20 protein-coding genes and 1 pseudogene are annotated in these 25,724 nt (G+C 60.8%); 3 read left to right on the plus strand and 18 right to left on the minus strand.

The features are described 5' to 3' along the window. Window positions 1–9: 9 nt before the first annotated feature. From efeU to ACEN2T_RS00880, 3 genes are all read right to left on the minus strand, one after another. Window positions 10–855, minus strand: coding sequence for an iron uptake transporter permease EfeU (efeU, locus tag ACEN2T_RS00870; protein WP_095184885.1), 846 nt, complete (start codon window positions 853–855; stop codon window positions 10–12). A 115-nt stretch (window positions 856–970) separates the two neighbouring features. Continuing rightward, window positions 971–1,963, minus strand: a complete 993-nt coding sequence (locus tag ACEN2T_RS00875; protein ID WP_339481055.1) for a hypothetical protein — start codon at window positions 1,961–1,963, stop codon at window positions 971–973. Continuing rightward, a complete protein-coding gene (locus tag ACEN2T_RS00880; protein WP_260368121.1) occupies window positions 1,960–3,558 on the minus strand; it encodes a J domain-containing protein in 1,599 nt (532 codons plus the stop codon). Before ACEN2T_RS00880 ends, ACEN2T_RS00875 begins: the two co-directional genes overlap by 4 nt. 129 nt (window positions 3,559–3,687) lie before the next feature. Between ACEN2T_RS00880 and ACEN2T_RS00885 the strand changes: the two genes are divergently transcribed. Further along, window positions 3,688–4,710 (plus strand): AraC family transcriptional regulator, encoded by a 1,023-nt coding sequence (locus ACEN2T_RS00885; protein WP_442116279.1) that lies wholly within the window; start codon window positions 3,688–3,690, stop codon window positions 4,708–4,710. A 149-nt stretch (window positions 4,711–4,859) separates the two neighbouring features. On the opposite strand, the gene ACEN2T_RS00890 is transcribed toward ACEN2T_RS00885, so the two are convergent. Together ACEN2T_RS00890 and ACEN2T_RS00895 are read right to left on the minus strand one after the other, a co-directional pair. Further along, entirely contained in the window at window positions 4,860–5,198 is a 339-nt protein-coding gene (locus ACEN2T_RS00890; RefSeq protein ID WP_442116118.1) for a hypothetical protein, read from the minus strand. Window positions 5,199–5,201: 3 nt separating this feature from the next. Next, window positions 5,202–5,384 (minus strand): hypothetical protein, encoded by a 183-nt coding sequence (locus ACEN2T_RS00895; RefSeq protein WP_442116119.1) that lies wholly within the window; start codon window positions 5,382–5,384, stop codon window positions 5,202–5,204. Window positions 5,385–5,567: 183 nt separating this feature from the next. Here ACEN2T_RS00895 and ACEN2T_RS00900 point away from each other — a divergent pair. Further along, a pseudogene (locus tag ACEN2T_RS00900) lies at window positions 5,568–5,758 on the plus strand (hypothetical protein); the annotation flags it as partial. Between the two features lie 841 nt (window positions 5,759–6,599). On the opposite strand, the gene ACEN2T_RS00905 reads toward ACEN2T_RS00900, so the two are convergent. The 11 genes from ACEN2T_RS00905 to ACEN2T_RS00955 form a co-directional block, all read right to left on the minus strand. Then, window positions 6,600–8,015: an efflux transporter outer membrane subunit gene (locus ACEN2T_RS00905; RefSeq protein ID WP_095184880.1), complete on the minus strand. Its 1,416-nt coding sequence runs from the start codon at window positions 8,013–8,015 to the stop codon at window positions 6,600–6,602. After that, window positions 8,012–11,191, minus strand: a complete 3,180-nt coding sequence (locus ACEN2T_RS00910; protein WP_032891294.1) for an efflux RND transporter permease subunit — start codon at window positions 11,189–11,191, stop codon at window positions 8,012–8,014. The genes ACEN2T_RS00905 and ACEN2T_RS00910 overlap by 4 nt, the downstream gene beginning before the upstream one ends. Before the next feature lie 15 nt (window positions 11,192–11,206). Then, the gene (mexE, locus tag ACEN2T_RS00915; RefSeq protein ID WP_032891296.1) at window positions 11,207–12,448 is read right to left on the minus strand and encodes a multidrug efflux RND transporter periplasmic adaptor subunit MexE; all 1,242 of its coding nucleotides are present in this window, start codon (window positions 12,446–12,448) and stop codon (window positions 11,207–11,209) included. Between the two features lie 301 nt (window positions 12,449–12,749). Next, window positions 12,750–14,963 carry a GMC family oxidoreductase gene (locus ACEN2T_RS00920; protein WP_442116120.1) on the minus strand — a complete coding sequence of 738 codons (2,214 nt, stop codon included), beginning with the start codon at window positions 14,961–14,963 and terminating at the stop codon, window positions 12,750–12,752. Beyond that, the gene (locus ACEN2T_RS00925) at window positions 14,960–15,472 is read right to left on the minus strand and encodes a sorbitol dehydrogenase (RefSeq protein ID WP_032891299.1); all 513 of its coding nucleotides are present in this window, start codon (window positions 15,470–15,472) and stop codon (window positions 14,960–14,962) included. The genes ACEN2T_RS00920 and ACEN2T_RS00925 overlap by 4 nt, the downstream gene beginning before the upstream one ends. Then, window positions 15,469–16,836 (minus strand): cytochrome C, encoded by a 1,368-nt coding sequence (locus ACEN2T_RS00930; protein ID WP_442116121.1) that lies wholly within the window; start codon window positions 16,834–16,836, stop codon window positions 15,469–15,471. Before ACEN2T_RS00930 ends, ACEN2T_RS00925 begins: the two co-directional genes overlap by 4 nt. Window positions 16,837–16,992: 156 nt before the next feature. Beyond that, window positions 16,993–17,508, minus strand: coding sequence for a sterol desaturase family protein (locus tag ACEN2T_RS00935; RefSeq protein ID WP_099602380.1), 516 nt, complete (start codon window positions 17,506–17,508; stop codon window positions 16,993–16,995). 39 nt (window positions 17,509–17,547) lie between these two features. Further along, on the minus strand, window positions 17,548–18,036 hold the full coding sequence (locus ACEN2T_RS00940; RefSeq protein WP_095184877.1) for a response regulator: 489 nt from the start codon (window positions 18,034–18,036) through the stop codon (window positions 17,548–17,550). Continuing rightward, window positions 18,033–20,348 carry an ATP-binding protein gene (locus tag ACEN2T_RS00945; RefSeq protein WP_442116122.1) on the minus strand — a complete coding sequence of 772 codons (2,316 nt, stop codon included), beginning with the start codon at window positions 20,346–20,348 and terminating at the stop codon, window positions 18,033–18,035. The genes ACEN2T_RS00940 and ACEN2T_RS00945 overlap by 4 nt, the downstream gene beginning before the upstream one ends. After that, entirely contained in the window at window positions 20,345–20,998 is a 654-nt protein-coding gene (locus ACEN2T_RS00950; RefSeq protein WP_032891304.1) for a response regulator, read from the minus strand. The genes ACEN2T_RS00945 and ACEN2T_RS00950 overlap by 4 nt, the downstream gene beginning before the upstream one ends. Continuing rightward, a complete protein-coding gene (locus tag ACEN2T_RS00955) occupies window positions 20,995–22,161 on the minus strand; it encodes a sensor histidine kinase (protein WP_442116123.1) in 1,167 nt (388 codons plus the stop codon). Before ACEN2T_RS00955 ends, ACEN2T_RS00950 begins: the two co-directional genes overlap by 4 nt. Before the next feature lie 164 nt (window positions 22,162–22,325). On the opposite strand from ACEN2T_RS00955, the gene ACEN2T_RS00960 reads away from it, so the two are divergent. Then, window positions 22,326–22,844 carry an SgcJ/EcaC family oxidoreductase gene (locus ACEN2T_RS00960; protein ID WP_442116124.1) on the plus strand — a complete coding sequence of 173 codons (519 nt, stop codon included), beginning with the start codon at window positions 22,326–22,328 and terminating at the stop codon, window positions 22,842–22,844. Between the two features lie 223 nt (window positions 22,845–23,067). Here the strand turns inward: ACEN2T_RS00960 and ACEN2T_RS00965 are convergent, their stop codons facing one another. Together ACEN2T_RS00965 and ACEN2T_RS00970 are read right to left on the minus strand one after the other, a co-directional pair. Beyond that, complete coding sequence (locus ACEN2T_RS00965) at window positions 23,068–25,131, minus strand: TonB-dependent receptor (RefSeq protein ID WP_442116125.1); 2,064 nt, start codon at window positions 25,129–25,131, stop codon at window positions 23,068–23,070. An 84-nt stretch (window positions 25,132–25,215) separates the two neighbouring features. Beyond that, complete coding sequence (locus ACEN2T_RS00970) at window positions 25,216–25,605, minus strand: DUF2946 family protein (protein ID WP_122753223.1); 390 nt, start codon at window positions 25,603–25,605, stop codon at window positions 25,216–25,218. Between the last annotated feature and the right edge of the window lie 119 nt (window positions 25,606–25,724).

The following is a 25,724-nucleotide window of genomic DNA, read 5'->3' on the forward strand; positions in this document are numbered from 1 at the left end:
AGACGGTCCTTACTGGCTGGAAACGGAAGAGGGCATGTTGGTGGGTTTGGCCGGTGCGGCAGGCAGGAAGAACATCACCAGCGCGACCACCAGGTAGATCAGGTAGGCACCCAGGGTGCTGACGGTCGGCGCTTCCTGGTAGCCGAACATGCCGGCGAGCACCGAACCCAGAGGGCTGTCCATCGGCAATGCGGCGCTGAAGTCGAACAGCACCGTTTGCAGGTGGTTCCACACGCCTGCTTCGTGCAGGGCCTGCACCGAATTAGCCAGAATGCCGGCGGCGACCACCAGGATGAACAGGCCGGTCCAGCGGAAAAACGCGCCGAGGTTGAGGCGCATGCTGCCGGTGTAGATCAGGAAACCCACGATGATCGCCAGGACCAGGCCGAGCAAGGCGCCAATCGGCGCGCCCGGGCCTTCGCTTTGCTGGAACACCGCCAGCAGGAAAAACACGGTTTCCAGGCCTTCCCGGGCCACGGCGAAGAACACCATGAGGATCAGGGCCGTGACCTGGTGTTTGGAACCGGTCAGCGCCTGATCAAGGGAGGCATGCAGGGAATGTTTGATGGAGCGCGCGACCTTGCGCATCCAGAACACCATGGAGCTGAGAATACCCACGGCGACCAAGCCGACGATGCCTTCGAACAGTTCCTGTTGTTTTTGCGGGAATTCGGCGCTGACCAGCTCCAGGCCACCGCCCACCAACAAAGCCAACGCGGCGGCGAGGAACACCCCGATCCACACCGCCGGCATCCATTGGCCGCGGCCAGTCTGTTGCAGGTAACTGGCGATGATGCCAACGATCAATGCTGCTTCAATGCCTTCGCGCAGCATGATGAGAAAGGGGACAAGCATTCGGCACCAGAGCGTAACTAGATAGGAGCCTAAGTTGTAACATAATGATACTCATTGCTAAACAGGAAATATTGACGTTTGCTGAACAGTGGCTGAACGACCAGGAGAAGGCCGCTCAGTAGTCCTGTCCGACGGCCTGGTTATAGGCGTCCACCAGCAAGTCAAAGCGGCGCTGTGTTTCAAAGTAATCAGCGTTTAGCCGGTCTGGATCGGGGGTTTCGCTGGAATGCTGGGCAAGTGCTTGGAGCGCGCCAAGGTAGTCGTAACCGGGTTGTTTAATCCGCTGCCACAACTGTTGGGCCTTGGCTTCGGAGGTCGGTAGGTTGGGGCGCAGGTACCGCTGGGCGTAATCCCAGGTCTGCTGTATGTCGCTCAATGCGTCCGCCAATTGCTTGGGGGATCGTGGGTCAAGGCTGTGCATCGTGTCGCGGGTCTGCAGGATCAGGCCGGCGATAAGCGCCATCTGGTGTTCGTCACGTACCTGCAAGTGCTGCAGTTGTTGCAGGCGTATCCGGCGGTCGGCTACGTCCACGGCGGCGCGCAGTTCGGATGAGACCGTGAGGAATTTTTCCGCCACAGGGAAGAACTGCGCATCGCTGATCGCCCGCTGCGCAGGGGCGAGGCCAGGGACGGTTGCGCTGGGGTAGAAGTCGAACGCTTTCACCGATGAATAGACCTGCAGCAGGTGGTCCATATAGTCGTTGCGAAGCGCGGCGATCTGCGGCAAGTATTTTTGCAGTGCGCTTCTTTGCGAGGACGTCAGCAGGCACAGGTCCGGGCGTTTGGCGTCGTAGTCCAGCAGGCTCAATTGCGGGCCTTGTGTGCGCTGATACAGCTCGGGGAAACGCTCGATGAACGCCAGATTCGGGTCGTTGGCGCGGGGGCTGCGGCTGCGGTAGTTGAAGTACGCCACTCGCCAATTGCTGTCGACTCGGTTGAGGCAGTCGATCACCGGACGCAGCGCCTGGGCTTGCTGGTGCTCAAGCGCTGCCGGGCGGTTGGCCCAGGTTTTCAGCGGGGCGAGCATATCGGTATTCGTCAGCAGGCCCACGGTGCTCAGCGCCAGGGGTACGAAGGTGCAGAGGGCAGCAAAGGTGATGCGGTTCATGGTGTACACCCCGGCGCGCCAGCTTTGAGTCCGCTGCAACGGCTCATCAAGAACGGCTGCAAGCCCTCATCACGGTGGATACGTTGATTGTTTTCGTACATCTGCGCGGCGCTCAGCAGCAGGGCACCGAGGCCCAGGCCGATGGCCCATTGGCGCGTCGACGGTCGCGCCGGCCAGCGCCACCTCAGTGCTGCACGTAATCCCGGCCGACCAAGCACGCGCTGCGCCAGGCCCAGGCCCTGCAACGTCAACACATAGCCCGCCAACGCGTAGTTGCCGAGGATCATCCAGATCAACAGGCCAAGCACCCAGCACGGCAGAATCTCGCGGATCACCAACGGTGGCGGCCGGCGAAAGCTCAGCCAGGGCGACAGGTGCACGGCAAGCCGCTCATCGATTTCACCAAAACCGTCGGTGGCCGGACGCCAGATCGCGAGGATGAGCAGGGCCGGTATGGCAATCAGGAAGGCCCAGGTAGGGGCCATGCCGAGGGATTCCATCAGGGTGTGGTCGGTCATTTGCTGGTCGTGGATCGCCCAGCCGACGGCCATGCCCAGCAACGCCACAAACATCGGCCAGGGGCGGCTGATGCGTTCCCAGTCGCGCCAGAAGTAGGGGTCCTCACCGGGCATGTGCGCACACAGGGCCGGGTACTGGTTGAGCAGGGTTTCGCTGAGGGTGCGGCAGGCGTTCCAGTCGGATTCGCCGAAGCGCCGGGAGAGGCGTTGGCGTTGTTCCAGCGTCATGTCGCCGAACAGCAACCTGGCCGCGCGCGCCTTGGGGTCACGGCTGTCCAGGCTGGCCTGGTGGTAGACCTGTGCACTGAAACGCTCCAGTACATTGCGTTCCTTTAACGCCGACCACTCAGGCTCGGGGCAGTGGTTTTCCAGGTACTGATCGGACCAGGCCTGCTCGGTGCACAGGGTTTCGAACAGCGGCTCGGACCAGAAGGTGCTGGCCAGCAGCGTGCGCGCGAGTACGTCATTGAGCCGCGCATGGCGCGCCAGGGGCTTGAGCCATTCGGTGTTATGCAACTCGATCAAGGCCGCCGTGAAGGCCTCGACCTGTTGTTGATTGAGTAATTCGGTGAGCGTGTGCTCGACGTCGGTAAACATCTGCTCCAACAAGGCAGCCAGACGATAGTCGGGCAGTCGCACGGGTGTTTCCCGTTGCCAGGGCGTGAGCCAGTGCAGATGAGTGACGGCCCAGGCCGCAATCGCGGGTTCCGTGCCATTCAGGCAGCGTTGCAGCAGCAGGGCCTCAAAAGCCTCGGCGCATCCAATGTGCTGGGCTTGCTCATAGAGACGCGCAAGATTGGCCGGTGTGGCGTCGTCCACCAAGGCTTGCGCCTGGTCCAAGCGCGTGTCGGGCTCGGTCGTAGCGGGCTGCACTGTGTCGACCGGGAGCGCTTGCGGCACTTCGACGGGCGCTTCATAACGGCTCCATTGCAGCGCGTGCTCATAGGCCTCGCGCAGGCGCTGGAAGCCGACAGGGTCTTCATCCGGGCGATGCTGTTTGAGCAACACCGCGTATTGGCGCTTGATACTGCGAGCATCGGCGTCGGACGGCAGCCCAAGTACTTCCCAGCAACTCATCGATTCCACTCCCTGTCGGTAAAAATCCCGGCGCAGAATACCCGAGACCAATACCTCGGTGCCTACTCTTTTGCCGCGCGACTGCCTAAGATGGCCGCACTTCACGCCACACAGGGCACGGCGGCGCCAATGTTGGAAAAAGACACCATCTCCATCCACCTCGTGCGCGAGGCCTTGTTGCAGAGCTGTGCAACCGGTGCGGCCACGATTGAAGTCTTGCGCAAAGTCGGGATTGACCCTGGGTTGCTCGAACTGCCGACCGCGCGCATTTCGGCTACCGCTTATGCGCGGCTGTGGCGTTTGCTGGCACGGCGCATGGACGATGAATTCTTCGGCATGGACCCGCGCAAGCTCAAGTCCGGCAGCCTGGCGTTTTTGTGCCATGCCTGCGTGGCGCAACCAACGCTTGCTACCAGCCTGGAAACCGGTTTGGGGTTCCTCTCGCTGATGCTGGAACGCATGCCCGCCCAGTTGGTGCGCCAACAGAGCCTGGCAGAGATTGTCCTGCACGAGCCCGAGCCTAAGCCGCAGCGCGCGTTCACCTATTTCACCTATTGGATGATCGTGCACGGCGTCGCCTGCTGGCTGGCGGGACGGCGCATTCCCATCCTGGCTATTGAGTTGCGCTGCCTACAGCCAGACTTTTACGACGACTACCAAGTGATGTTTTCCGACAACCTGCGCTTCGACCGACCGCGCACCCGTATGATCTTTTCCGCCGACTGCCTCGACTTGCCCATCAAGCGCAGCCCTGAAGAACTCAAGCGCTTCCTCGCCCACGCGCCGGCCAACATCCTGGTCAAATACCGCGACCCCGACAGCCTCGCCACACGGATCAAACACGACCTGCGCCAAATGCCCCCCGACACCTGGCCGGAAACCGAAGGCCTTGCGGCCACCTTATGCATCTCCGCCTCAACCCTGCGCCGCCGTCTGGCGGAAGAAGGGCAAACCTACCAAGGCCTCAAGGACAGCGTGCGCAAAGAACTGGCGATAGTGTGGCTGGCGGAACCGCAGATCAGCTTCGCCGAGATTGCCGCGCGGTTAGGGTTTGCGGACACGAGCTCGTTTTATAAGGCGTTTCGGAAGTGGGCGGGGTCCAATCCTGGGCATTATCGGAGTTTGATTTTGAATGAAGTCACTCGGGTTTAAATTCGGGGCGCAAGGGACTAAGAAATAACTGGCTGTGTCTTGCGTTTGCGTCCGACAACGTGATCCTTCGAATTTTTAGGAAGTGCCCGGCTTACTTGGATTGATAATTCATGCGCGGTTGATTGCACTGCAATTCTACGAGTCGTGGCTCAGGCACGCTCATCTACCGACAGGTTGTTATTTTCAGAGTTTACAAAATAGGCCAGGGCATTGATCACTTGATTTGCACTTTTCATTCCACCAAGAATATAGGTGACATCTTCGGGTTTCGAGTAGCGGTCGGTACTGAAATATGCCAGTTGATCTTCATATTTCTCATTGAATAGCGCTATAGCATTGAACTTAACGTCCTGTTTTGTCTGGTGCCCATTTTCATCGAATGCGCCATCGCCGGAAATGAACATACTAAATATGTTTCCATCTATCAGATCGCTCTCATAGAGTTTCCTACCAACGATTTTCAGCTCCTGGGTGCTGATCGATGTCATGTCTTAGTTTTTCAGGAATGCCTTCAGGTCAGCCGTTTTCTCGGCGTTTTTGAGTTTTAACGTCTCCGCCGCCTTGGTCTCTTCATTCACAGTGAACGCATTTGTCACCATCGTCGGATTTCTGACTACGCGAGCATCAGTTTGCTTCGATAGCGTGGCTGCGGCATTCGTAACGAGCATTCCCATATCAATCTCCTGTTTGTATTAAGCACTCCATCCCTTATCGACCTTGGACCGGCCAACCTTAGTCAGCGCTGTAATTTCAGAATGGTCTGACAGATACTGCAAGGTAGCGTGAGGGCAACTTCCTAAAGCGTATCTCTGACTGCCTGCTGGCACCTGGCTGGAAACCGAAGGCCCCAAGGCCCTATGCGCAAAGAACGGGCGATTGTGTGGGTGGCGGAACCGCAGATCATATTTGTCGAGATTACTGCAAGGTTGCGGTTGCGAGCTCATTTTATGAGGCGTTTCGTAAGTGGGCGGGGTCGAATCCTGGGCATTACCGGAATTTGATGTTGAATGAGATTATTCGAATTTGTGCCCGGGGTATAAAGGACTAAGAAGTAGCTAGCTATATCCTTCGTCGACGTCTGACAGTGCGATCCTACGGCTTTTGGGGAAGTGTCCGGCTTACATGGATTTATAATTCATGCACAGTGGTGGCGCGGTTCTCACCGATGTATTCGCGGACTCCTACTCAGGTGTCGCGGCATAAGCACTCAATGCAAAAAAAACTGCGCCTGCTATGAGGAGAACGTATGGGTAGCTGAAAGAGTGAGGTCGTTTTAATGCATGTATTGCATGCGGAAATGTTGATCATTAATTTATGAAGTTGAGTTTAAGAGGGTGAATGTATGAAAAGGTATGTTGCGCCGTCGTTTGCATTGTTAATGGGGTTGTCGTTACATGTGTCCGCTTTATGTTTGAGTGTTTCTGAGAGTTATAGCGGTATCTTGGATGTCGTTGGGCGTTGAGCGAGAATCGGGAGCGGCATGGAGAGAGTTTTGTTGGCGCCGCTCCCTTTTGTCATCGCATACGCACGCTCACCTACGGAGGAACTATAGTTCGCAGAGGCAACAAAGTAGGCAAGATCGTTCATTGCTTGGTTTGCATTTTTCCTTCCTCCATGTTTCGTCATCAACACTGAATGCATTCGTAACGACCATACGCATATCAATCTGCTGTTTGTATTAAGCATTCCATTCCTTGTCGACCATGAATCGGCCAACGTTAGTTTGCGATGTGAATGGAGAATGTTCTGACCGATATCACTGGGGAGTGTGGGGGGCACGTCCCAATGCACACGCCTGAAAAGTATCCGACCAAAAAAAAGCCCCATGACCAAACAGGCCACGGGGCTAAAAATTGGTTGGATGCGACCAACCAAAGGAGCTCTTTACATCACTTCGCCGTTGCTACAACGGTATCTGGCTTCCATCCACCTCCGAGTGCCTTGTAGATCGCCACGATCCCGCGATACAGGTCCACTTCGGCCTGGGCCTGGGAGTCCTCCGCGGCGAGGCGTTCGCGTTGGGCGTCGAGGAGGACGAGGAAGTCCACGGTGCCTTCGCGGTAGCGGATGGCAGCGAGGTCGGCGGCGGCGCGGCTGGATTCGCTTTGACGGATCAGTGAGATCAGGCGTTGCTGACGCTTGCTGTAGTCACTGAAGGCGTTTTCGGATTCTTCCAGTGCCAGCAACACTTGCTGCTCATAGGTCGCCAGGGCGCCATCGGCTTCGGCGTCTGCGCCACGCAAACGGGCGCGCACGCTGCCCAGGTCGAACGCGGCCCAGGTGATGCTCGGGCCGAGGGCCCAGGCATTCGCGGCGGACGAACCGATCTGTGAACCGCGCCCGGCGGTAAAGCCGAGGAAGCCGCTGAGGCTGACCCGTGGGAACAGGTCGGCCTTGGCCACGCCGATACGTGCGGTGGCGGCGGCCAGTTTGCGTTCGGCGCTGAGAATGTCCGGGCGACGTTGCAGCAGTTGGCCTGGATCACCGATCGGCAACGCCTTGGCAATCGCCGGCAGGTCTTTCGGGCCCAGGTCCACGCTCAACTTGTCCGGACGCTGGCCGAGGAGGGTGGCGATGCGGTTACGTTCGCGCACTTGTTCGGCTTGCAGTTGCGGCACGCTGGCTTCAACGGCTGCGAGGCGTGCGTCGGCGCGTTCCACGTCGAGTTGGTCACCCACACCGGCGTCGCGCAGGCTGACGGTGATGGTGCGCGAGTCCTGCTGGTTCTTCAGATTGTCCAGGGCGATCTTTTCACGCAGTTGTGCGCCGCGCAGTTGACCGTAGGCGTCCACCAGTTCGGCAATCAGGGTGACTTGCAACTGGTATAGATCGGCTTCGGCGGCCTGCTGGTCGGCGTCGGTGGCTTCCAGGTTGCGCTGGATGCGGCCGAACAGGTCCAGTTCCCAGGCCATGTCCAGGCCCAGGTCGTAACGCTCGGTCTTGACCCGGCGGGTGGTCTGGCCCGGGATCTGGCCCTTGCCCTGGTCGCTGCTGACGCGGCTGGTAATCGTCGGCATGGCGTCGTTGCTGGCGTCATCGCGGATTGCACGAGCAGCGCGCAGGCGGGCAAACGCTACACGCAAATCGCGGTTACCTTGCAGCGATTGAGTCACCAACTGGTTAAGCGTCGGGTCTTCGAACTGCTGCCACCAGATGCCTTCGAACTTGGCGTGGTCATACTGCTTGGCGTCCGCGGCGGCGGTAATGTTCGCCGCCTCCGGGGTCTGGGTCTTGTAGTCCGGGCCCACGGCACAGGCGCTCAGCGCCAGTACCAGCAAGCTCGGCAGGAATACTTTCACACTCATTGCTGTGTCTCCAGCTTCAAGGCCTTGGCCGCTTTGCGCGCTTCGCTGCGCTCCACATAACGACGGATCAGTACGTAGAACACTGGCGTCAGCAACAGACCGAAGAAGGTCACACCGATCATCCCGGAGAACACCGCCACGCCCATGGCATGACGCATCTCGGCACCGGCACCGCTGGACAACACCAGTGGCACCACACCCATGATGAAGGCGAACGAGGTCATCAGAATCGGCCGCAGACGCAGGCGGCAGGCTTCCAGCACCGCGGCCAGCGGGTCGAGGCCCTCGGCTTGTTTGTCCTTGGCGAACTCGACGATCAGAATCGCGTTCTTACACGCCAGGCCCACCAGTACAATCAAGCCAATCTGAGTGAAGATGTTGTTGTCGCCACCCGAGATGATCACCCCGGTAATGGCCGACAGCAGCGTCATCGGTACGATCAGGATCACCGCCAGTGGCAGGCTCCAACTCTCGTATTGAGCAGCCAGTACCAGGAACGCCAGCAGTACGCAGAGCGGGAACACAAACAGCGCGGTGTTGCCCGAGAGGATTTGCTGATAAGTCAGGTCAGTCCACTCATAGGTCATGCCGTTGGGCAGTTCATCCTTCAACAGTTTTTCAATCGCCGCTTCTGCCTGGCCGGAGCTGTAGCCCGGTGCGGCGTTGCCGTTGATTTCAGCGGTGATAAAGCCGTTGTAGTGCATCACGCGGTCCGGGCCCGAGGTGTCGCTGACCTTGATGAAGGTTGCCAGCGGGATCATCTCGCCCTTGTTGTTACGCACTTTCAGTTGGCCAATCTGGTCCGAATCATTGCGGAACTGCTGCTCCGCCTGCACGTTGACCTGATAGGTACGGCCGAAGCGGTTGAAGTCGTTGGCATACAACGAGCCCAAGTAGATCTGCAGGGTGTCGAAGATGTCGCTGATCGCCACGCCGTGGGTCTTTGCCTTTTCGCGGTCGATGGCGGCATCGACCTGGGGCACGTTGACCGTGTAGCTGGTGAACAGGCCGAACAGTTCCGGCACGCCATGGCTCTTGGTGATGACGTTCTGCACTTCTTTGTACAGTTCGTCATAGCCCAGGTTGCCACGGTCTTCGATCTGCAGACGGAACCCGCCGATAGTGCCGAGGCCCTGTACCGGTGGCGGCGGGAAGATCGCCATGTAGGCTTCCTGGATGTCGCTGTACTTGCCGTTCAACGCGCCGGCAATCGCACCGGCGGACATGCTCGGGTCTTTGCGCTCATCGAACGGCTTCAAGGTCACGAACACGATGCCGCTGTTCGGGCTGTTGGTGAACCCGTTGATCGACAGGCCCGGGAAGGCGATAGCGCTTTCCACGCCGGGCTGTTTCAAGGCGATGTCAGACATGCGCTTGATCACGTTTTCAGTGCGGTCCAGGCTGGCGGCGTCGGGCAACTGGGCGAAGGCCACCAGGTATTGCTTGTCCTGGGCCGGTACGAAGCCGGTCGGTGTGTGGGCAAAGCCCAGCCAGGTAAGGACCATCAGGCCTGCGTACAGGAACAGTGCGATGCCGCTGCCGCGAATCACCCGGCGGACGGTGCCGACATAGCCGTGGCTGGCTTTTTCGAAGAAGCGGTTGAATGGACGGAACAACCAGCCACCCAACAGCTTGTCGAGGAACCTGGAGAAGCCATCTTTCGGCGCGTTGTGGCCCTTGAGCAACACCGCTGCCAGTGCAGGGGACAGGGTCAGCGAGTTGAACGCGGAGATCACTGTCGAGATCGCAATGGTCAACGCGAACTGCTTGTAGAACTGCCCGGTCAAGCCGCTGATAAAGGCTGCTGGCACGAATACCGCGCAAAGCACCAGCGCCGTCGCGATGATCGGACCGGTCACTTCGCTCATGGCTTTTTCAGTGGCGGGGAAGGGCTCAAGCCCCAACTCGATATTACGTTCGACGTTTTCCACCACCACGATGGCGTCGTCCACCACGATACCAATCGCCAATACCAATCCGAACAACGACAGTGCGTTAAGCGAGAACCCAAACAGGTGCATCACCGCAAACGTACCGATCAGCGAGACCGGCACCGCCACCAACGGAATGATCGAGGCGCGCCAGGTCTGCAGGAACAGGATCACCACCAGCACGACCAGGATCAGTGCTTCGAACAGCGTGTGAACCACCGCCTCGATGGAGCCGCGCACGAACACCGTCGGGTCATAGGCGATGCGGTAGTCCATGCCTTCGGGGAAGCTTTTTTTCAGCTCCGCCATCTTGGCGCGCACATCATTGGAGATGTCGATGGCGTTAGAGCCAGGACGCTGGAAGATTGGGATCGCCACCGCTGGCTGATTATCGATCAACGAGCGCAGGGCATATTGGCTGGAGCCCAGCTCGACCCGTGCAATGTCCTTGAGGCGCGTGATTTCACCGTTATCGCCGGCGCGAATCACGATGTTCTCGAACTCTTCTTCGGTGACCAGGCGCCCCTGGGTGTTGACCGACAGCTGGAAGCTGGTGTCGTTAGGTGAAGGCTGCGCGCCCAAGGCACCGGCGGCGACTTGGCGGTTCTGCTCGCGAATCGCCGTCACCACATCGGTGGCGGTCAGGTTGCGCGAGGCGGTCTTGTTCGGGTCCAGCCATACACGCAACGAGTAGTCGCCCATGCCGAACAACTGCACATCGCCCACGCCGCCGAGCCGCGCGAGCTCATCCTTGATATTCAGGATCGCGTAGTTGGACAGGTAGAGCATGTTGTAGCGCTGATCCGGCGAGGTGATGTGCACCACCATGGTCAGGTCGGGGGAGGCCTTGTCCACGGTGATACCGATACGCGTCACTTCCTCAGGCAGTTTTGGCTGAGTCCGCGTCACGCGGTTTTGTACCTGCACCTGCGCGTTGTCCAGGTCGGTGCCCAGGGCGAAGGTGATGGTCAGGGTCAGCTTGCCGTCAGCAGTCGATTGCGAGGACATGTACAGCATGTTCTCGACGCCGGTGATGGCCTGCTCCAGCGGCGCGGCCACGGTTTCGCCAATGACCTTGGGGTTGGCGCCGGGGAAGTTGGCGCGCACCACCACGGTCGGCGGTACCACTTCCGGGTACTCGCTGATCGGCAGTTGGAACAGCGAAATCGCGCCGGCGATCAGAATCAGCAGCGACAGCACCGCTGCGAAGATCGGCCGCGAAATGAAGAACTTGGAAAAATTCATCTTGAGTCGTATCCCTTAACCGCGTGGAGTCGCGACGCTGGCAAGTTTGGGCGCGGCTTTATCCGGCGCCACTTGTTCCAGGTTGCTGGCTTCAAGCGCTTGTCGTTGTTGGGCCAAGGCGGCGAGGGTTTCTTTGCTGGCCATCGGGATGGTTTCCGGGGCGACCGGCGAGCCGGGGCGTGCACGCTGCAGGCCCTTGACGATGATGGTGTCGTCCTTGTTCAGGCCGCTGCGTACGATGCGCAAACCTTCGATCTTCGGCCCCAGTTCCACGGCGCGATAAGCCGGTTTGTCGCCGTCCATCACCAGTACGAATTTCTTGCCCAGATCGGTGCCCACGGCTTCATCGTTGATCAGCACGGCGGAGTAGGTGCCGCTGCCCACCAGCTTCAGGCGTGCGTACAGGCCAGGGGTGTATTCGCCCTTGCTGTTGTCGAACACGGCGCGCCCACGAATGGTGCCGGTGGCCGGGTTGACCTGGTTGTCGACGAAGTTCATCTGGCCCAGGTGCGGGTTGCCGGTTTCATTCGACAGGCCCAGGTAAACCGGGGTCGTAGCGCCACGGCGGCCTTGGCGAGCCAGCTCGGTGTACTTGAGGTAAACGCGCTCATCGGCGTCGAAGTAGGCGTAGACCTTGTCGGTGGAAACCACGCTGGTCAGCGCAGTGACGTCAGCGGTCACCAGGTTGCCGGCGGTGATGTCGGCACGGCTGACGCGGCCGCTGATTGGCGAGGTTACGCGGGTAAAGCTCAGGTTCAGCTTGGCCAGGTCCAACTGCGCCTGGATCCCGGCGACGGCGGCGCGGGCTTCCTGGGCGGCGGTGGTGCGCGAGTCGGCCAGTTCGGCGGAGATCGCATTGCTCTGGCGCAGGCGCTCGCCGCGTTGGGCTTCGTTGTCACTGCGAGTGGCGGCGGCGCGGGTCTGTTGCAACTGGGCTTCAAGGCGGCGCACTTCAGCCTGGAACGGACGCGGGTCGATCTGGAACAGCAGGTCGCCTTTCTTGACCAAAGCGCCTTCGGTGAAAGCGACTTGGTCAATCTGGCCAGAAACCCGTGGACGGATCTGCACAGTTTCCGGTGCTTCCAAACGGCCGGTGAATTCATCCCACTCGTTCACCGGTTGTTCCAGCACCTTGGCCACGCTGACTTTGGCGGCTGGCATGGCGGCCGCTTGTTCCGGGGTCTTGCCGCACGCGCTCATCACCACCACGGCCAAAATCGCCAGGGGGAAGCGCAAATGTTTGAGTGACTGTTCCATGAGGTGCATCCGCCAATGTATTTGAGATGGGCGGATCATGCGCGGCGGGGTGGTATGTCACGAATCGAATGAAGCAAAGGTAACTATCATTGCGAATGATATAAGCGCGAGATTAGCCCTCTAGGATGGGGGTTTCGTTAGGGTGCTATCAATGGGCGTGATGACAAAGGACTGTTGCGTGGTTCGCAACAAGCACTGATGAGGGTGTGGCGGTTGGGGTGTCAGGTATTGCATTGAGGTGGGCGTATGGACGGGTGAAACCGTCCAGTCAAAACGACCGGACGGTTTTTGGCCGTGGGCCCTACGCTGTACCGAACCCGATCTGCACCGTCAGCGCTCCCTGGTTATCCCCCAAACCAATGCCATAGCGCCCCTCCAGATCATCGTTGATACACAGCTGCAATTCCCCCGTCTGCCCCGGCGGAATCTCGGCCAGATCCCCCACCAGAAACGGTGTCCCGCTGCTGCCCACACGCCCAACCAGCGCGCCTTCATTTGCGCCCGGCAGGGTGTAGCCCGCTTTGGCGATCAACCCCGGACTGCCATTGCCATCAACCATGCCGCCGACCGGGCTGGCCAGCCACTGGCCGCTGACATACCGCACCACACGCGGGCTTGGGCCGCTGATCTGCACGCCAGTGCCTTGCCATGGCTGGTTGGCTTGCACCTGCACGGTGACGGCTTTGAGGTCGTTGCACAGGGTGTCGCCGGCCTGGATCGACAGCGCGGCAATGGTCAGGCTCGGGTTGGAGGTGCCGGTGGTGGGGAATACGCCGTCGCCCACCAGGAACAGGTTGTTGTGGTCCCAACTGCGCTGGTATTTGTCGACCACCGAGGTGGCCGGGTCGGCGCCCATGCGGTAGGTGCCCATCAAGTGCCCGGCGCCCTGGAAGGAGTACGACTCGCCCTGGTATTCAAACAACCCGGGCTTGATATTGGTGGTCAGTTCGGTGGCGCCCAGCAGCTCAGTGATGACGTGGCTGGCAAGAATCCGCGCCTGTTTGAAGCCTTCCTTGGTGTAGTCCGACAGGTTGTAATGGATTTCCGGTCGCGGGATGCCCAGACGGTCTTTGTACTGACTGGACGGCACGATGTAGCAGTTGGCCTTGTTCGGATCGTCCTCGACTTGTTCCACCAGAAACCCCACCCGAAACTGCCGGGTGAGCAGGTTGTTCAGCTGTTGCACCAGTGCCGTGCCGAACAGCACCTGGGACGCGTCCGTGGACTTTGGCAGTGGGTTGGTGCGGCTGACGTTGGTGCCATCGATCAGGTCGGCCACCGTGGTGTACGGGTCGCCGATCGGCCAGTTGAAACCCTCGTTGCCTATCTCGATCCGCCAGGCCGCGCGCTGGCTGCGAAAGGCGCCGTCGCGCAGGCTTTCGATGCCGGCGGTGGACACCGGGCCACGGTACGGGAACACCGTCTTGCCTTCGGGCATCAAGCCCCACGCCAGGTAGATCGGGTGGTCCGCCAGGCTACGACCGACCTGGCCACTGCTGTTGGCCACGCCCTGGGGCCAGGCGCTGCTAGTGGAGTTGAGCAGCAGTTTTGGCGTTTCGATGGCATGGGCGGCGATCACGTAGCGCTGCCCGATCGCGACGCCAGTGCCGGTGGCCGGCCCATCGCCCAACTGATACTGAATGAACTCAATGCCGCTGACAGTCTTGTCCGCTGCCACCGTGACCTTGCTCGCCACGGTCTTGTACAGCACCCGCACATTGCCGGTGTTGAGCGCATTGTTCAGGGTCACCGTGGCGTCGTACTTGGCCTGGATCGGGCAGATCGGCGTGCAGTTGGTATTGCCTGCGCACACCCGTCGCCCGGCATACGGCTGCGAGTTGCGCCCGGCTGGGGTGGGGCTCACCACCAGCGGCAGTCCTTGGAACGATTGGCCCTGCACCGCGCTGACGAAGCTGCCATCCACCAACGACAGCGGAATGCTGGTCATCGGGTATTCATAGTTGGTTGGGAACGTGATGCCCAGGTAGGCCTGGTCGGCGACGTTGGCCGCCACGCCTATTTCTGCTTCGGCGCGGCAATAAGCGCTTTGCAGGTCGTTGTAGCTGATCGGCCAGTCCACGCCCACGCCGTACAGCGTCTTCATCTTAAAATCATTCGGCAGCATGCGCAGGCACGTGGCGACCCAATGCCAGGTAGTGCCGCCGCCGACGCGCTCATAGGTGCTGGTGAACGGCAACGGGCCTTTTTGCACCAGGTAACTGACCTCGGGATTTTTCCAGTGGTCATCGAGCAGGTCAGCGATGGTCGCGCGCGGTGCGTTCTGTTCGGCCGGGTTGCGCGTCGGACTGAGGGTGCTCACCGGCGGATAGGGGGACTCGGGGGTCTTCAGTGTGGCGGTGTAGAAACGCTCCAGGTACTGGTTTCGGTTGGCCGGGACTTCCGGGCCGGATTCCAGCACCAGCACCTTCACCCCCGCCAAGCCCAATTGATAGGCAATGATGCTGCCCGCCAGGCCAGCACCGACGATCACTACGTCTGCTTGTTCGGTACTCATGACGATGCTCCAGGCTGTGGGCTGGCGGTAACCCCGGTGAAGTCTTCCAGGCTCGGTGGTGGGCTGTTCCAGTAACCGAAGAAGAACTCGCTGTAGCCCATCGGATGGGCCTGGGCGATGTTCCACGCCCAGCTCTGGGTGTAGGCCTCGGCACTGACCACGGTTTGCTCGTTCACCGGGAACGCGCCTTGGGTGTACGGCTGATACCACACGCCGAGCATCCACAGTTTCATGATCGCGCGCGCCGCTTGGGCGGTTTGCGTGGCGGCGGGTTGGCCGTTCTGCATCAGGATTGCGTTGCCGATTTGCTGCGGCGTCTGCTGCTCGCTCGCCAGCGCGGCGTATTGGGCGAGCAGGGCGCTGAGCACGTCTTGGCCCACGCGAGGGCCAACGAAATTCAGAAACAGGGTGGGCAGGCCGATGGGGTCTACCGACGGCGCCAGCAGTTCCTGATTGATGCCGGTGAGCACCACGCTCAGGCCGGTAAAATTGTCCAAGTCGGTACTCATGGCTGACTCCTTGTCACACCGGTGGATTGAGCGCGTTCGAGCAGGTAAGTGAAGTCGGCGAAACTGGTGCGCGGTGATTGCGTCACGTGGGTGGCGGCATTGCCGTGACAGGCGATACAACTGGAGGACGCCTGGGGCACCGTGCCCTGGATATAGGTCTCCAGCGTTGCATTGGCGAGGAACGAAGGCGCTGGATTGCCCAACGGTTTGGTGGCCGAGATCTGGCACGGTGGCTGGCCGCTGAGGGTAGGCCACTGGGTGCTGATCAACTGGTAATTGGCCCAGACGCTGCTGGGGTTAACCGTACGCAGCAGGTTCTGGTAAGTGCTGTTGAGCGCCTTGGTTTCATCGGTCAAAGGGATCTCGCGCACGATCTGCGATGGCGTGGCCTTTACCGCCGGGTTCCAGGGCCGTGGCGGCGGTTGGTTGACCTCGGCATGGCTGCTGGCGTTGTAGAACAGGTACGGGCCTTTGCGCTCGGCAGGCGGCGTGGTTTTTTCCGGGACATTGTCAACGTGCTCGAAGGTCGACCACACCCACTGCGGCGCACTGGTGGTCTTATGCACGATATGCAGCCCCACCAGACCCACCGGCTCGGCAACGCAGGACTCGGCCACCACCGGCCCTTTGCTCGGGTCGCTGTTGCCTGGCGTATACACCAGGGCATCGACGGTGTGGAAACGGCTGGGGTTGTCGTTGCCGTCCAGCACCTTCCACGAGGCCTTGACCATCAACGAACCCACTTCACTGGTGGCCGGGTTGCCGCAACTGAATGCCACCGCATTGGTCGCACTGGCGGCAAAAAATGCCTGCTGACCCTGGATGCTGTACAGGCCATTGTTGACGATGCCGTCGAACATCGATTGGTTAACCACGATTTCATTGCGCGTGTACACGCCGCTCTGGTCCACCAACGGGCCGCTTTGAAACGGCTGAATAAACTCGTCCAGCACATCCGGGACCTTGCCCATTTGCTGCAACAAGCGCCCCGACCCCTTGCCTTCACAGGCCGCCGGTACACTGGCCGGCGCCTGCCAGGCCGCTGGTTTCTGCCCTTGGGGCAGGAAGATTTGGTAGCTCTCCTTGTAGCTTTCCCACACCGTGGCCGCGTCCTGCTGGCCGATCTGCACGCCGGTATTGGGCTTGCCATCGGCCAGGACCGGCCAGTTCAGCGCAATGAACGTCTGCCACGACATTTCATCGAAGTTGGCTTGCAGGCTATCGAGAGAGAAGGGCGGGGTCGCCGTGACATCGAAGGGTATTTGCGTAGACAACGTGGGGGCCGCGACGACCAGGGGGCTCAGCAACGCGCCAAACAGCGCACAGCCGAACCCGGGCCGGGGGCGATGGGTTTCCATTCTCATCGGTATCTCCTAGGCATCAGACGCCAGGAGACAGTGGGTCCGTCATGGACTCTTCAATGCGCCTCCTGGCACGGGCTTGAGCGTAGATAAGGTTGGAAATGCCGGTGTACGGGACGCTAGATTTATTCGTAATAAAAACAATCGCTCAGAGGCGCTTCAGGCACGCTCTGCGCGGATATAGGTGCGAAACACATGGTCCCACAGCGGTGAAGACACGCCGAAGTTCTTCTCGATGCCTTTGCGATGATGCAGGTCGTGGTTGGCCACCAGCCCCGGAATAAACCGATAGGCCCAATGCGCCGGGCGGTGCATCACGTAGTGCGCCGAGATGTAATAGAAGTAGCCCGTCACCGCGCCGACAAACGCCGAGGTCAAACCGGCGTACCAGGCCAATAGCAGCAATGCCGCAAAGGTGGAGCTGGTTTTCCAGCTCGACACACCGATATAGGCCAGCACATCCACATGGTGGGTCCAGTGCTCGTGGCGATACAGCGAGTGGAACAGAAAGCGGTGTGCCGAATACTCCACCAGCGTCCAGGCCATGAAGCCCGCGAGCAGTTGCAGCGGATCAAGTGGCGCCAGGCAGAGCGCCAGGCCGATAAACAGGGGAACGGTGAAGAAATCCAGGTAATACGCGACTGACGACATCAGCCATTTGTTTGAAGCCGCCATGTGCGGATCGTCCTTGAGGTGCATGAGCCGAGGGGGAAGTTAAGCCGAGTCCTCCCCGGCGGCGGGCAGATTGCCCGTTGATTCACGCCGTTGCAACAACTCGATGTGCTGCGCGGGTACCAGGGTGCGCAAGGTTTTGTAGAGCACCCGGGTTTCCAGCAGGTTCCACACCCGCAGCATGGTTTCCAGCGCGTCCAGGGGTTTGCTGATGAAGTCCCGGGCGCCCAGGGCCAGGGCGCGCAGGCGGGTGTCGCGGGTCGCGTCGGCGGTGAGTACCAGGATCGGCAGGTATTCGCCCTGGGGGATACGCCGGTTGAGTTGTTCCAGCACTGCAAAACCGTCGAATTCCGGCATGTGCAGGTCAAGAATCACCAAGTCCGGTTCGAAACTGTTGAACAGCTCCAGGGTGCGCAGCGGCTGGGTGCTGCTCAGCACGTTGGTGAGCCCTTCGCGCGCCAGCAGTTGCTCCACCAGGTCGAGGTTCGGGCGTTGGTCGTCGATGATTAGAATGCGCAGGTCGAGGTTCACGCGGGCTCCGGGAAAGACTGGTCGAGGTGGGCGAGAAACGCGGGCACGTTGATCGGTTTATTCAACACGGCGGTTGCGCCGGCGTCTTGCAGAGCCTGGCGGGTAAGGTCGCTGGCGTCGGCGGTGATCATCAGTACCGGTGTGTCACGGGTGATCGGTGAATGGCGCAAGCGTTGCAGCACCTTCAATCCGTCGAGGTCCGGCAGGCAGACATCCAGCAGAATCAACTGTGGCGCGTGCTGCGCGGCCAGGTCCAGGCCCAGTTGGCCTTGCATGCTGGACAGCAGTTTTATCCCCGGTCGGCGTTGCAGCAGGGTTTCGATCAGCGCCAGGCTGGAGAGATTGTCTTCGATGCACAACACCTTGCCCAGGAAAGTGCAGGCGGCGGGGACAGGGCGCGGCAACTGGGTGTCGATAACGGGCGTGGTACTGCGCTGGAATGCCGCTACGCGCGCAAACGGTAGCTCCAGCGTGAAGCGTGAGCCAATGCCGGCCTGGCTTTGCACGTTGAGGTGGCCGTCCATGTTTTCCAGCAGGCTTTTACTCAGGGCCAGGCCCAGGCCGCTGCCTTCCACATTGGGGTCGGCGCCCAGGCGTTCGAACGGTTTGAACAGTTGCCCCAGGTGATCCGCCGCGATGCCGTTGCCGGTATCACACACCGACACGGCGATACGCGGCCCATCAACGCTGACTTCGATGCTGACGTCGCCATCGCGCTGGTTGTATTTGATCGCATTGGACAGCAGGTTCAGCAGCACCTGGGTCAGGCGTTGCCGGTCGGCCACGATGCCCACATCCGCCGCCAAGGCGGGCAATGGCTGTAACCGAATGCCCGCCTCGGCGGCCATCGGCGACACCAGCGACAGCGCCTCTTGCAACGCCTCCGCCAAAGGGATCGGCGCGATATTCAACGCCAGGCTTCCCGCCTCGATCTTGGCGATGTCCAGCACTTCGTTGATCAGTGTCAGCAAGTGCTGGCCGGCCCGCAGGATATGCCCGACGTCGGCCTTTTGCGCCTTGGGCGCGTCCATGTCCAGCAGTTGTGCAAAGCCCAGGATCGAGTTGAGCGGGGTGCGCAGTTCGTGGCTCATGCGCGACAGAAACTCGCTTTTGGCGCGGCTGGCACGTTCGGCTTCCTCACGGGCCTTACGCAGAGCGATCTCGGCCGCGCGGCGGTCGGTGATGTCGCGGGTGATCTTCGAAAAACCGCGCAAGGCGCCCGTGCCGTCGTACTGCGCGGTGATCACCACGCTGGCCCAGAACCGCGTGCCGTCCTGGCGGCAACGCCAGCCTTCTTCGGTGTAATCGCCGTTGCGGGTGGCTTCGCGCAGCGCCATGTCCGGGTGCTGAGGGCATTCCTCGGGCAAGTAGAACACCGAGAAATGCTGGCCGATGATTTCCTGTTCGGTGTAGCCCTTGATCCGCTCGGCGCCGTTGTTCCAACTGGTGACATAGCCCGCGGTGTCGAGGGCGAAGATCCCGTAGTCCTTGACCCCATCGATGATCAGCCGCAAGCGTTCTTCGTTGTCACGCAATGCGCGCTCGCGCTCGGCCAGCAGCAACCCGGCTTCTACCAGGCTGGTGCCCAATTGGCCGATTTCATCGTGCTCCGGCGGTTGCGGCAGCAGCGGCGAACCAAGGGCCAGGCGTTGGGCGTTGCGCTGCACATTCTGGACCCGCGCCACAATGCCTTTGGACAGGAACAGCACGGCGACGATGGCGCCAAACAAGCCGCAAATCGCCGCCAGCCAGGTGGACAGCAACAAACGCTGACGGGTTTCGGCCGCCGCCGCGCTGCGCTCGGCCAGCAACGACGCCTCAAGGGTGAGCATGGTGCTGATGTGTTGGCGCAACGCATCGAGGATGTGTTTGTTGCTGATCAGGATGGCACTGATCGATTGCGGCGTGGCGTCGCGGTCCTTGAGCATCTCTTCAAGCCCGTCGACCTTGCCATCGATCAGCGGCTTGATGGCGCTGAGTTGCTCGCGTACCCGTTGATCACGCACGTTGTGGTCAAGCCGGCGTAGGGCGGACTCGATCTGCGGCCTGGCGTTGAGGTAGCTGGGCAGGAAGTCTTCACGGCGAGTGAGCAGGTAGCCGCGCACACTGGCGGCGGCCTCTGCGAGCAGGGTGTGCACAGCCTGGATATCGCCTTGCACGCGCAGCACCCGGCGCACGTCCTCTTCGGCGCGGGCGGTCTGGCGTTCGGTGGTGTAGATCAGCACCAGCGACAGCAACAGCACCACCAGCGGCAGCGAGATCACCACCAGCGCCTTGCCCCGCAGTGGCAGGTCGGCCCAACGCCGCTTCATGGTGACGTCACCAGGCCCAAGGCGATGCCGCGTACGGCGGCTTGGGTGCGATCGGCTGCGCCGAGCTTGCCGATCACGCGTTCCACATGGGCCTTGGCGGTGCCAGTGGTGATCCCGAGCTGCTCGCCGATGGCGCGGTTGCTCATGCCGTTGGCCACCAGGCCAAGGACCTGGCGCTCGCGTGGGGTGAGGTTTTCGGTGGGGGCCGCGCCGCTGGCCTGGCGTTCGGTCATGCGGCGCAATAGCCGCGTGCTGACCGCTGTGTTGAGCGCTTCGCCGCCAGCCCCGACTTTTTGCAGGGCCTGGATCACCTCGGCACGGCTGGCGTCCTTGAGCAAGTAGCCGACCGCACCGGCATTCATCGCCGCTTCCAGGTATTCGGGGCTGTCGTCCATGGTGAACATCACCACTTTCACCGCCGGCAGGCGCTCTTGCAGCAACCGAGCGGCGCCCAAGCCGTTGAGCCCAGGCATGCGGATGTCGAGGATGACGATATCCGGCAGCAGTTGCTCACACAGCTCCACTGCTTGCAGGCCATCGCTGGCTTGACCGACCACCTCGAACTGCGCGAGGCCGGCCAGCAGAGAGACGAAACCGGTGCGCGTGACTTCATGGTCGTCTGCCAGCACGAGACGCAGGACGTCGGTCATTGAGGAATTCCAGGCAAGTGGGCTGGCACGCGGGCGTGCAGTTGGGTACCGCAGTCGACTGCGCTGACGCAGGTGAAGCTGCCGCCCAGCAGGCTGGCACGCTCCTGCATGGTCGCGAGGCCAAGATGCTGGGCGTCATCGCGTGAGGGGGCCGAAGTGAAGCCTTTGCCGTTGTCGTCCATGCGCAGGGAAGCCTGTCCGTCGTGCAAGGCCAGCGTCAGGTTCACCCGGCTGGCATGCGCATGCTTGAGGATATTGTTGATGGCTTCCTGGCCGATCCGGAACAGGGCGATTTCCACCTGGCTGGGCAATCGCGTTTCACAGTGGGCGAGCCACACCACGTTGATGCCAGCGTCGCGCAGGCGGTCGGCTTCTTTGTCGAGGGCTTTGAACAGGCCGAAATCATCCAGCACGGTGGGGCGCAGACCTGCGATGAGTTGACGGCCTTCACCGACGGAGTGCTGGGCCAGGGTGAGAATCGCCTGCAAGTCGGCGGCGAGTGCGTCCGGCAGTACGGGGCAGCGGCCGGCAAACCCTTGCAGCCGTTGGTGCAAACCCGCGAGGGTCTGTGCCAGGCCGTCGTGCAGGTCGTAGGCCACGCGCTTGCGTTCGTCTTCCTGGGCGCGAAACAGCCGGTTGACCAGGTCGGACAGCGTCTTGTCGCGGGTTTTGAGGGTGGTCAGCAGGCGATCGTTTTCCAGGTGAGTGGCCAGCAGGGTGGCGAGCAGTTGCAGGGATTCGCTGTCTTCGTGCTCCGGTGCCCGCAGGCTGACACTATTGCCCAACACCAGCAGGCCAAACGCTTTGCCGTCACTGCCACGCAACGGCACTTGCAGCACGCTGTGAGGCTGCTCCTTCCAGCGAGGTGCGCGCAGATCGCGGTCAGCGAGGGCGGCCAGGCTGGTCAGGCGTGCCGGGCTGCCATGGCTCGCCGTGGTGCGAACAGCTCCGTCGGCGGCCCATTCCTGCAGCAGGCCATGGTCCATCGCAAGAAACGCGCAAGCCCGCGCGAGCACGCGTTCGCGCATGGCATCGGGGGCCAGTTGGCTCAGCTCCTGCCCGGTATCCACTAACAGCCGCAGCCGCGCCGTGCGGCTTTCCGATTGCCGGAAATGCGCGCGCATGGCCAAGGCGCTGCCGGGGTCATGGGGCGGGTTATGCATGGGTGATGCTCCAGTGCTGCGGGCGTGCGGGGCTTCTATTAAACATGGTTAAACACCTTGGGCGCTATCTGCCAAATGGCATAGGTAAATGACTCCGGTTGGCCGATGGCGCGCCACGGTCGGCTTGGCAAAGTGGGCTCAACGAACACCACTGGAGTATCCCAATGCAATTCAAGTCCGCAGCAATCGCCCTGATGTTTGCCTTGAGCGTTCCGTTTGTTCAGGCCGCCGAAACGTCGCCGTATGTCTACCGTGAGGTGGCCCAGGCGCCGGCCAATGTGAAGGACCGGGAGATTGCCGGTTTGTTTGACCGTTGGAACAGCGCTTTGCAGACCGGCAACGTCACCTCGGTGGTCGACCTGTATGCGCCGGGCGCGGTGCTGCAGCCCACCGTGTCCAACCAAGTGCGCACTACGCCGGATCAGATCAAGGACTACTTCGATCACTTCCTGGCACTCAAGCCGGTAGGCCAGATCAACTACCGTGAAATCCGCCAACTGGGCACTAACGTAGCCATGGACAGCGGGGTCTACACCTTCACCCTGACCGACGCGAAGGGGCAGGTCAGCCATGTGCAGGCGCGCTACACCTTCGTTTATGAGCAGGTGGGGGGCCAGTGGAAAATTCTTAATCACCACTCTTCGGCGATGCCTGAGGTGCAGGTCAAGCACGCTAAGCAGTAACGATGGGAGGAAAAAATGCCTATCCCTTGGCGGGGGTAGGCATTTTTTTGTGGTGGCTGGGAGAGTGCTCCTGTGACGGACCCGGAACCCACGGGGATTTGACGACCTCTCCCTATCCAAATGTGAGAGGCCACGCTCATCACAAAAACAGGCTCGTTTAGGGAAATAGTTAACCCTTTAAAATCAGTGACTTATTTTATGTTTGATAACAAGGGGTTGTCTTTCAGAAGTCCAAGGTGACGCCGGTATAGAGCGCACGCCCGTCGCCGGGTGAGTGCAGTGACGCCTTCGCGCCGTCCGGGTCGTACCAGACGTATTCGTAGTAGCGGTTGGTGAGGTTTTTCAGTTGCAGGTCGACACTGACGGATTCAGTCACCTGGTACGTCGCACCCAGGTTCATCAACACGTAACCGCCGTAAGTCCCCTTGGTGTTTTCGCGCTCCAGGTAATAGTGGGTCTGGCCGTTCATCCACGCGGTCAGTTGCAGCGCGGGGGTGGCTTTGTAGTTTATGCCTGCGTTGTAGAGGTGATGGGGGATGTGGTCGATTTCCTGGCCTTTGCTGTTGGGCAGGGTGGCGCTGGGCTGGAGGATTTTCGAGTACTGCCAGGCGTAGGCCATCCAGATGTCGGTGCGGTCGTTCGGGTGCAGGTTCAACTGCGCGTCGTAACCCCAGCGGCGGGTTTCGCCGACGTTATCCGATTCGCCACTCGGATCATTGAGCCGGCGGCTGACTTCGCCGCTGGCTTCCTGCTGCCAATAGGCGACGCGGCCGTCGATCCAGTCGGCAGGGGTGAACTTGATACCGGTTTCCCAGCCTTCGTTGATCGACGGCGCGAGGTCGGTATCCCGTGGCGGTATCTTGTAGGCAGCGGCGCCGGTGCCGACCTGGAAGGTACGGCCCCAGTTGGCGTACACGCTGGCCACGTCCCACGGCGAGTACACCACGCTGAGCTTGGGTTGTTTGATCAGCCCATAGTCGTTGATGGCGTAATCCATGCCGGTCATTTGGTTGCTGAAGTCGCCGTGGATTTTATCGACGCGGTAGGCCGGGATGATTTTCAGCGATTCAAACGGTTTGATCTCAGCCTGGATGTAAGCCCCGTAGGTATCAAAGTCGAACTGCTGGTCGCGGGTTTGCGCCAGGCGTGTGCGGTTCTGGGTCCGGTAGCGTTCACTGGTGTTCTGTTGCTGCTGGACGTCCGCGCCGCCTTCCAGGGCGAAGGCGTAGAGCCCGCTTACCTCGGGCCGCCAGGTCAGGGAGGTGAGGGCGCCGTACTGGGTTTCGTAGGCGTCGCGCTCCTGCTGGGAGCTGGTGCGCCAGTATTGCGTCCAGCGTCGGTCGTCGAAGGTGTTGAGGTAGGTTTTTGCCGCCCAGGCCAATGTTTCGGCCAGTTCGGTATCGAAGTGCACACTGAGTTGGTTCATCCGCCGCGTGCCTTTGTCGGTGGCGTTGTAGCGGTTGGTCATGGTGGGGTGGTGGCGGGCGTCGTCTTCACTCAAATATCCCGGCTCTTGCGCCTCGGTTTCGTAATGGCGAGCGATCAGGCCGACACGGTAGCTGCTGTCGTCCGGGGTGTAGAACCATTTGCCGGACATCGAGAATTTATCCGCCTGGGCATGATCCCGGTAGCCATCGGCTTTCTGGTAGGCGAAGAAGTAATTCTGCGTCCAGTTGCTGCCTTCGAAGCCTTTGGCGAGTTGCGTCTCGCGGGTGTTGTAGCTGCCGTAGCGGATTCGCGCCTTGGTGTAGTCGCCTCCTGTGCGGGTCAGCATGTTGACGTTGCCGGCAATGTTGTTGAGGCCGTAGCGCGCGTCGCTGGTACCACGTACCACTTCGATACTGTCCAGCTCCATGGGGAAAATCATGTCCATGAACGGCATGTTGCCGTCGTTGCTGTTGCTGGGGATCCCATCGATCAGCAGCTTCACCGCGTTCACTTCACCTTCGCCGTTGAAACCGCGAAAGGAGATCTTGCCGGAGGTGGTGCCTTGGTTGAATTCGGTGAGCATGACCCCTGGCGCACGGCTGAACAGCTCCCAGCTGTAGTTGACCGGCATTTTCTCCAGGATGTCGGCACCGAGGATGTCGACCGAACTGAGCACGCTGGCGGTGTTCAGCGGGCCGCTGGCGTTGGTGCTGCCTTGGATGCTGACGGTGCCAAGGGTGAGGGCCGAACTTTCGGTTGCATGGGCCAGTGGCGTGAGTGCAAACACTGAGAGCAGCGGCCAGAGTGAGGAGGGCACAGCGATACGCTGTGCGCGGGACAGAGTAAATGGAGCAGGCATGAGCACGCTTCCTGATGACCAAAAGACTTCAAGGACGTTCAGCCACCCTCAAGGGGCGGCAGAAAACACAGGGTTTCGGGGCAGTCAGGCAACAGGGGAGGCGCGCGGGCTCAGGCTCGGCCAGCGAACCCTGGGATGCAACGTGGGTAACAGCGGATCAGCGAGGGCGACATCCGGCGCATAGCGCGGCAGCCAATGCCGGTAATAGTTGGACGGCAGCGCGGCCAGGCCGGCATGCCCGCAGCAGCAGTCGCCATGCTTCATGGCGGCAGTCGAAGGCGCAGATTTGAGCGGGTCGATCAGCTTGTCAAAGCCTGGTGGCAGGGCTTGGGAGGCGCCGCCCGAGCAGAATCCACCCCACAGCATCAGGCCAATATCCGGCGTTTGCAGGGCGCGGCTCAACGGCATGGCCAGCATGTTGAGCAACAGGGCCAGGCAGGCGATCCAGGGGCTGATGCGTTTGAACATAGCCATAAAGCCATCGACGCAAAGGGGCGCGTATTTAGCCGCAGTTCAGGCATGAAGTAAAACGCGCTATTTTGCCGCAGGCCTGGCGACCGAACGCGGTGTTGGTGGCGCAACAGCGGTTCAAT

Origin of the sequence: Pseudomonas sp. W22_MBD1_FP4, from assembly GCF_052113765.1 — a bacterium.
GTDB lineage: Bacteria > Pseudomonadota > Gammaproteobacteria > Pseudomonadales > Pseudomonadaceae > Aquipseudomonas > Aquipseudomonas sivasensis.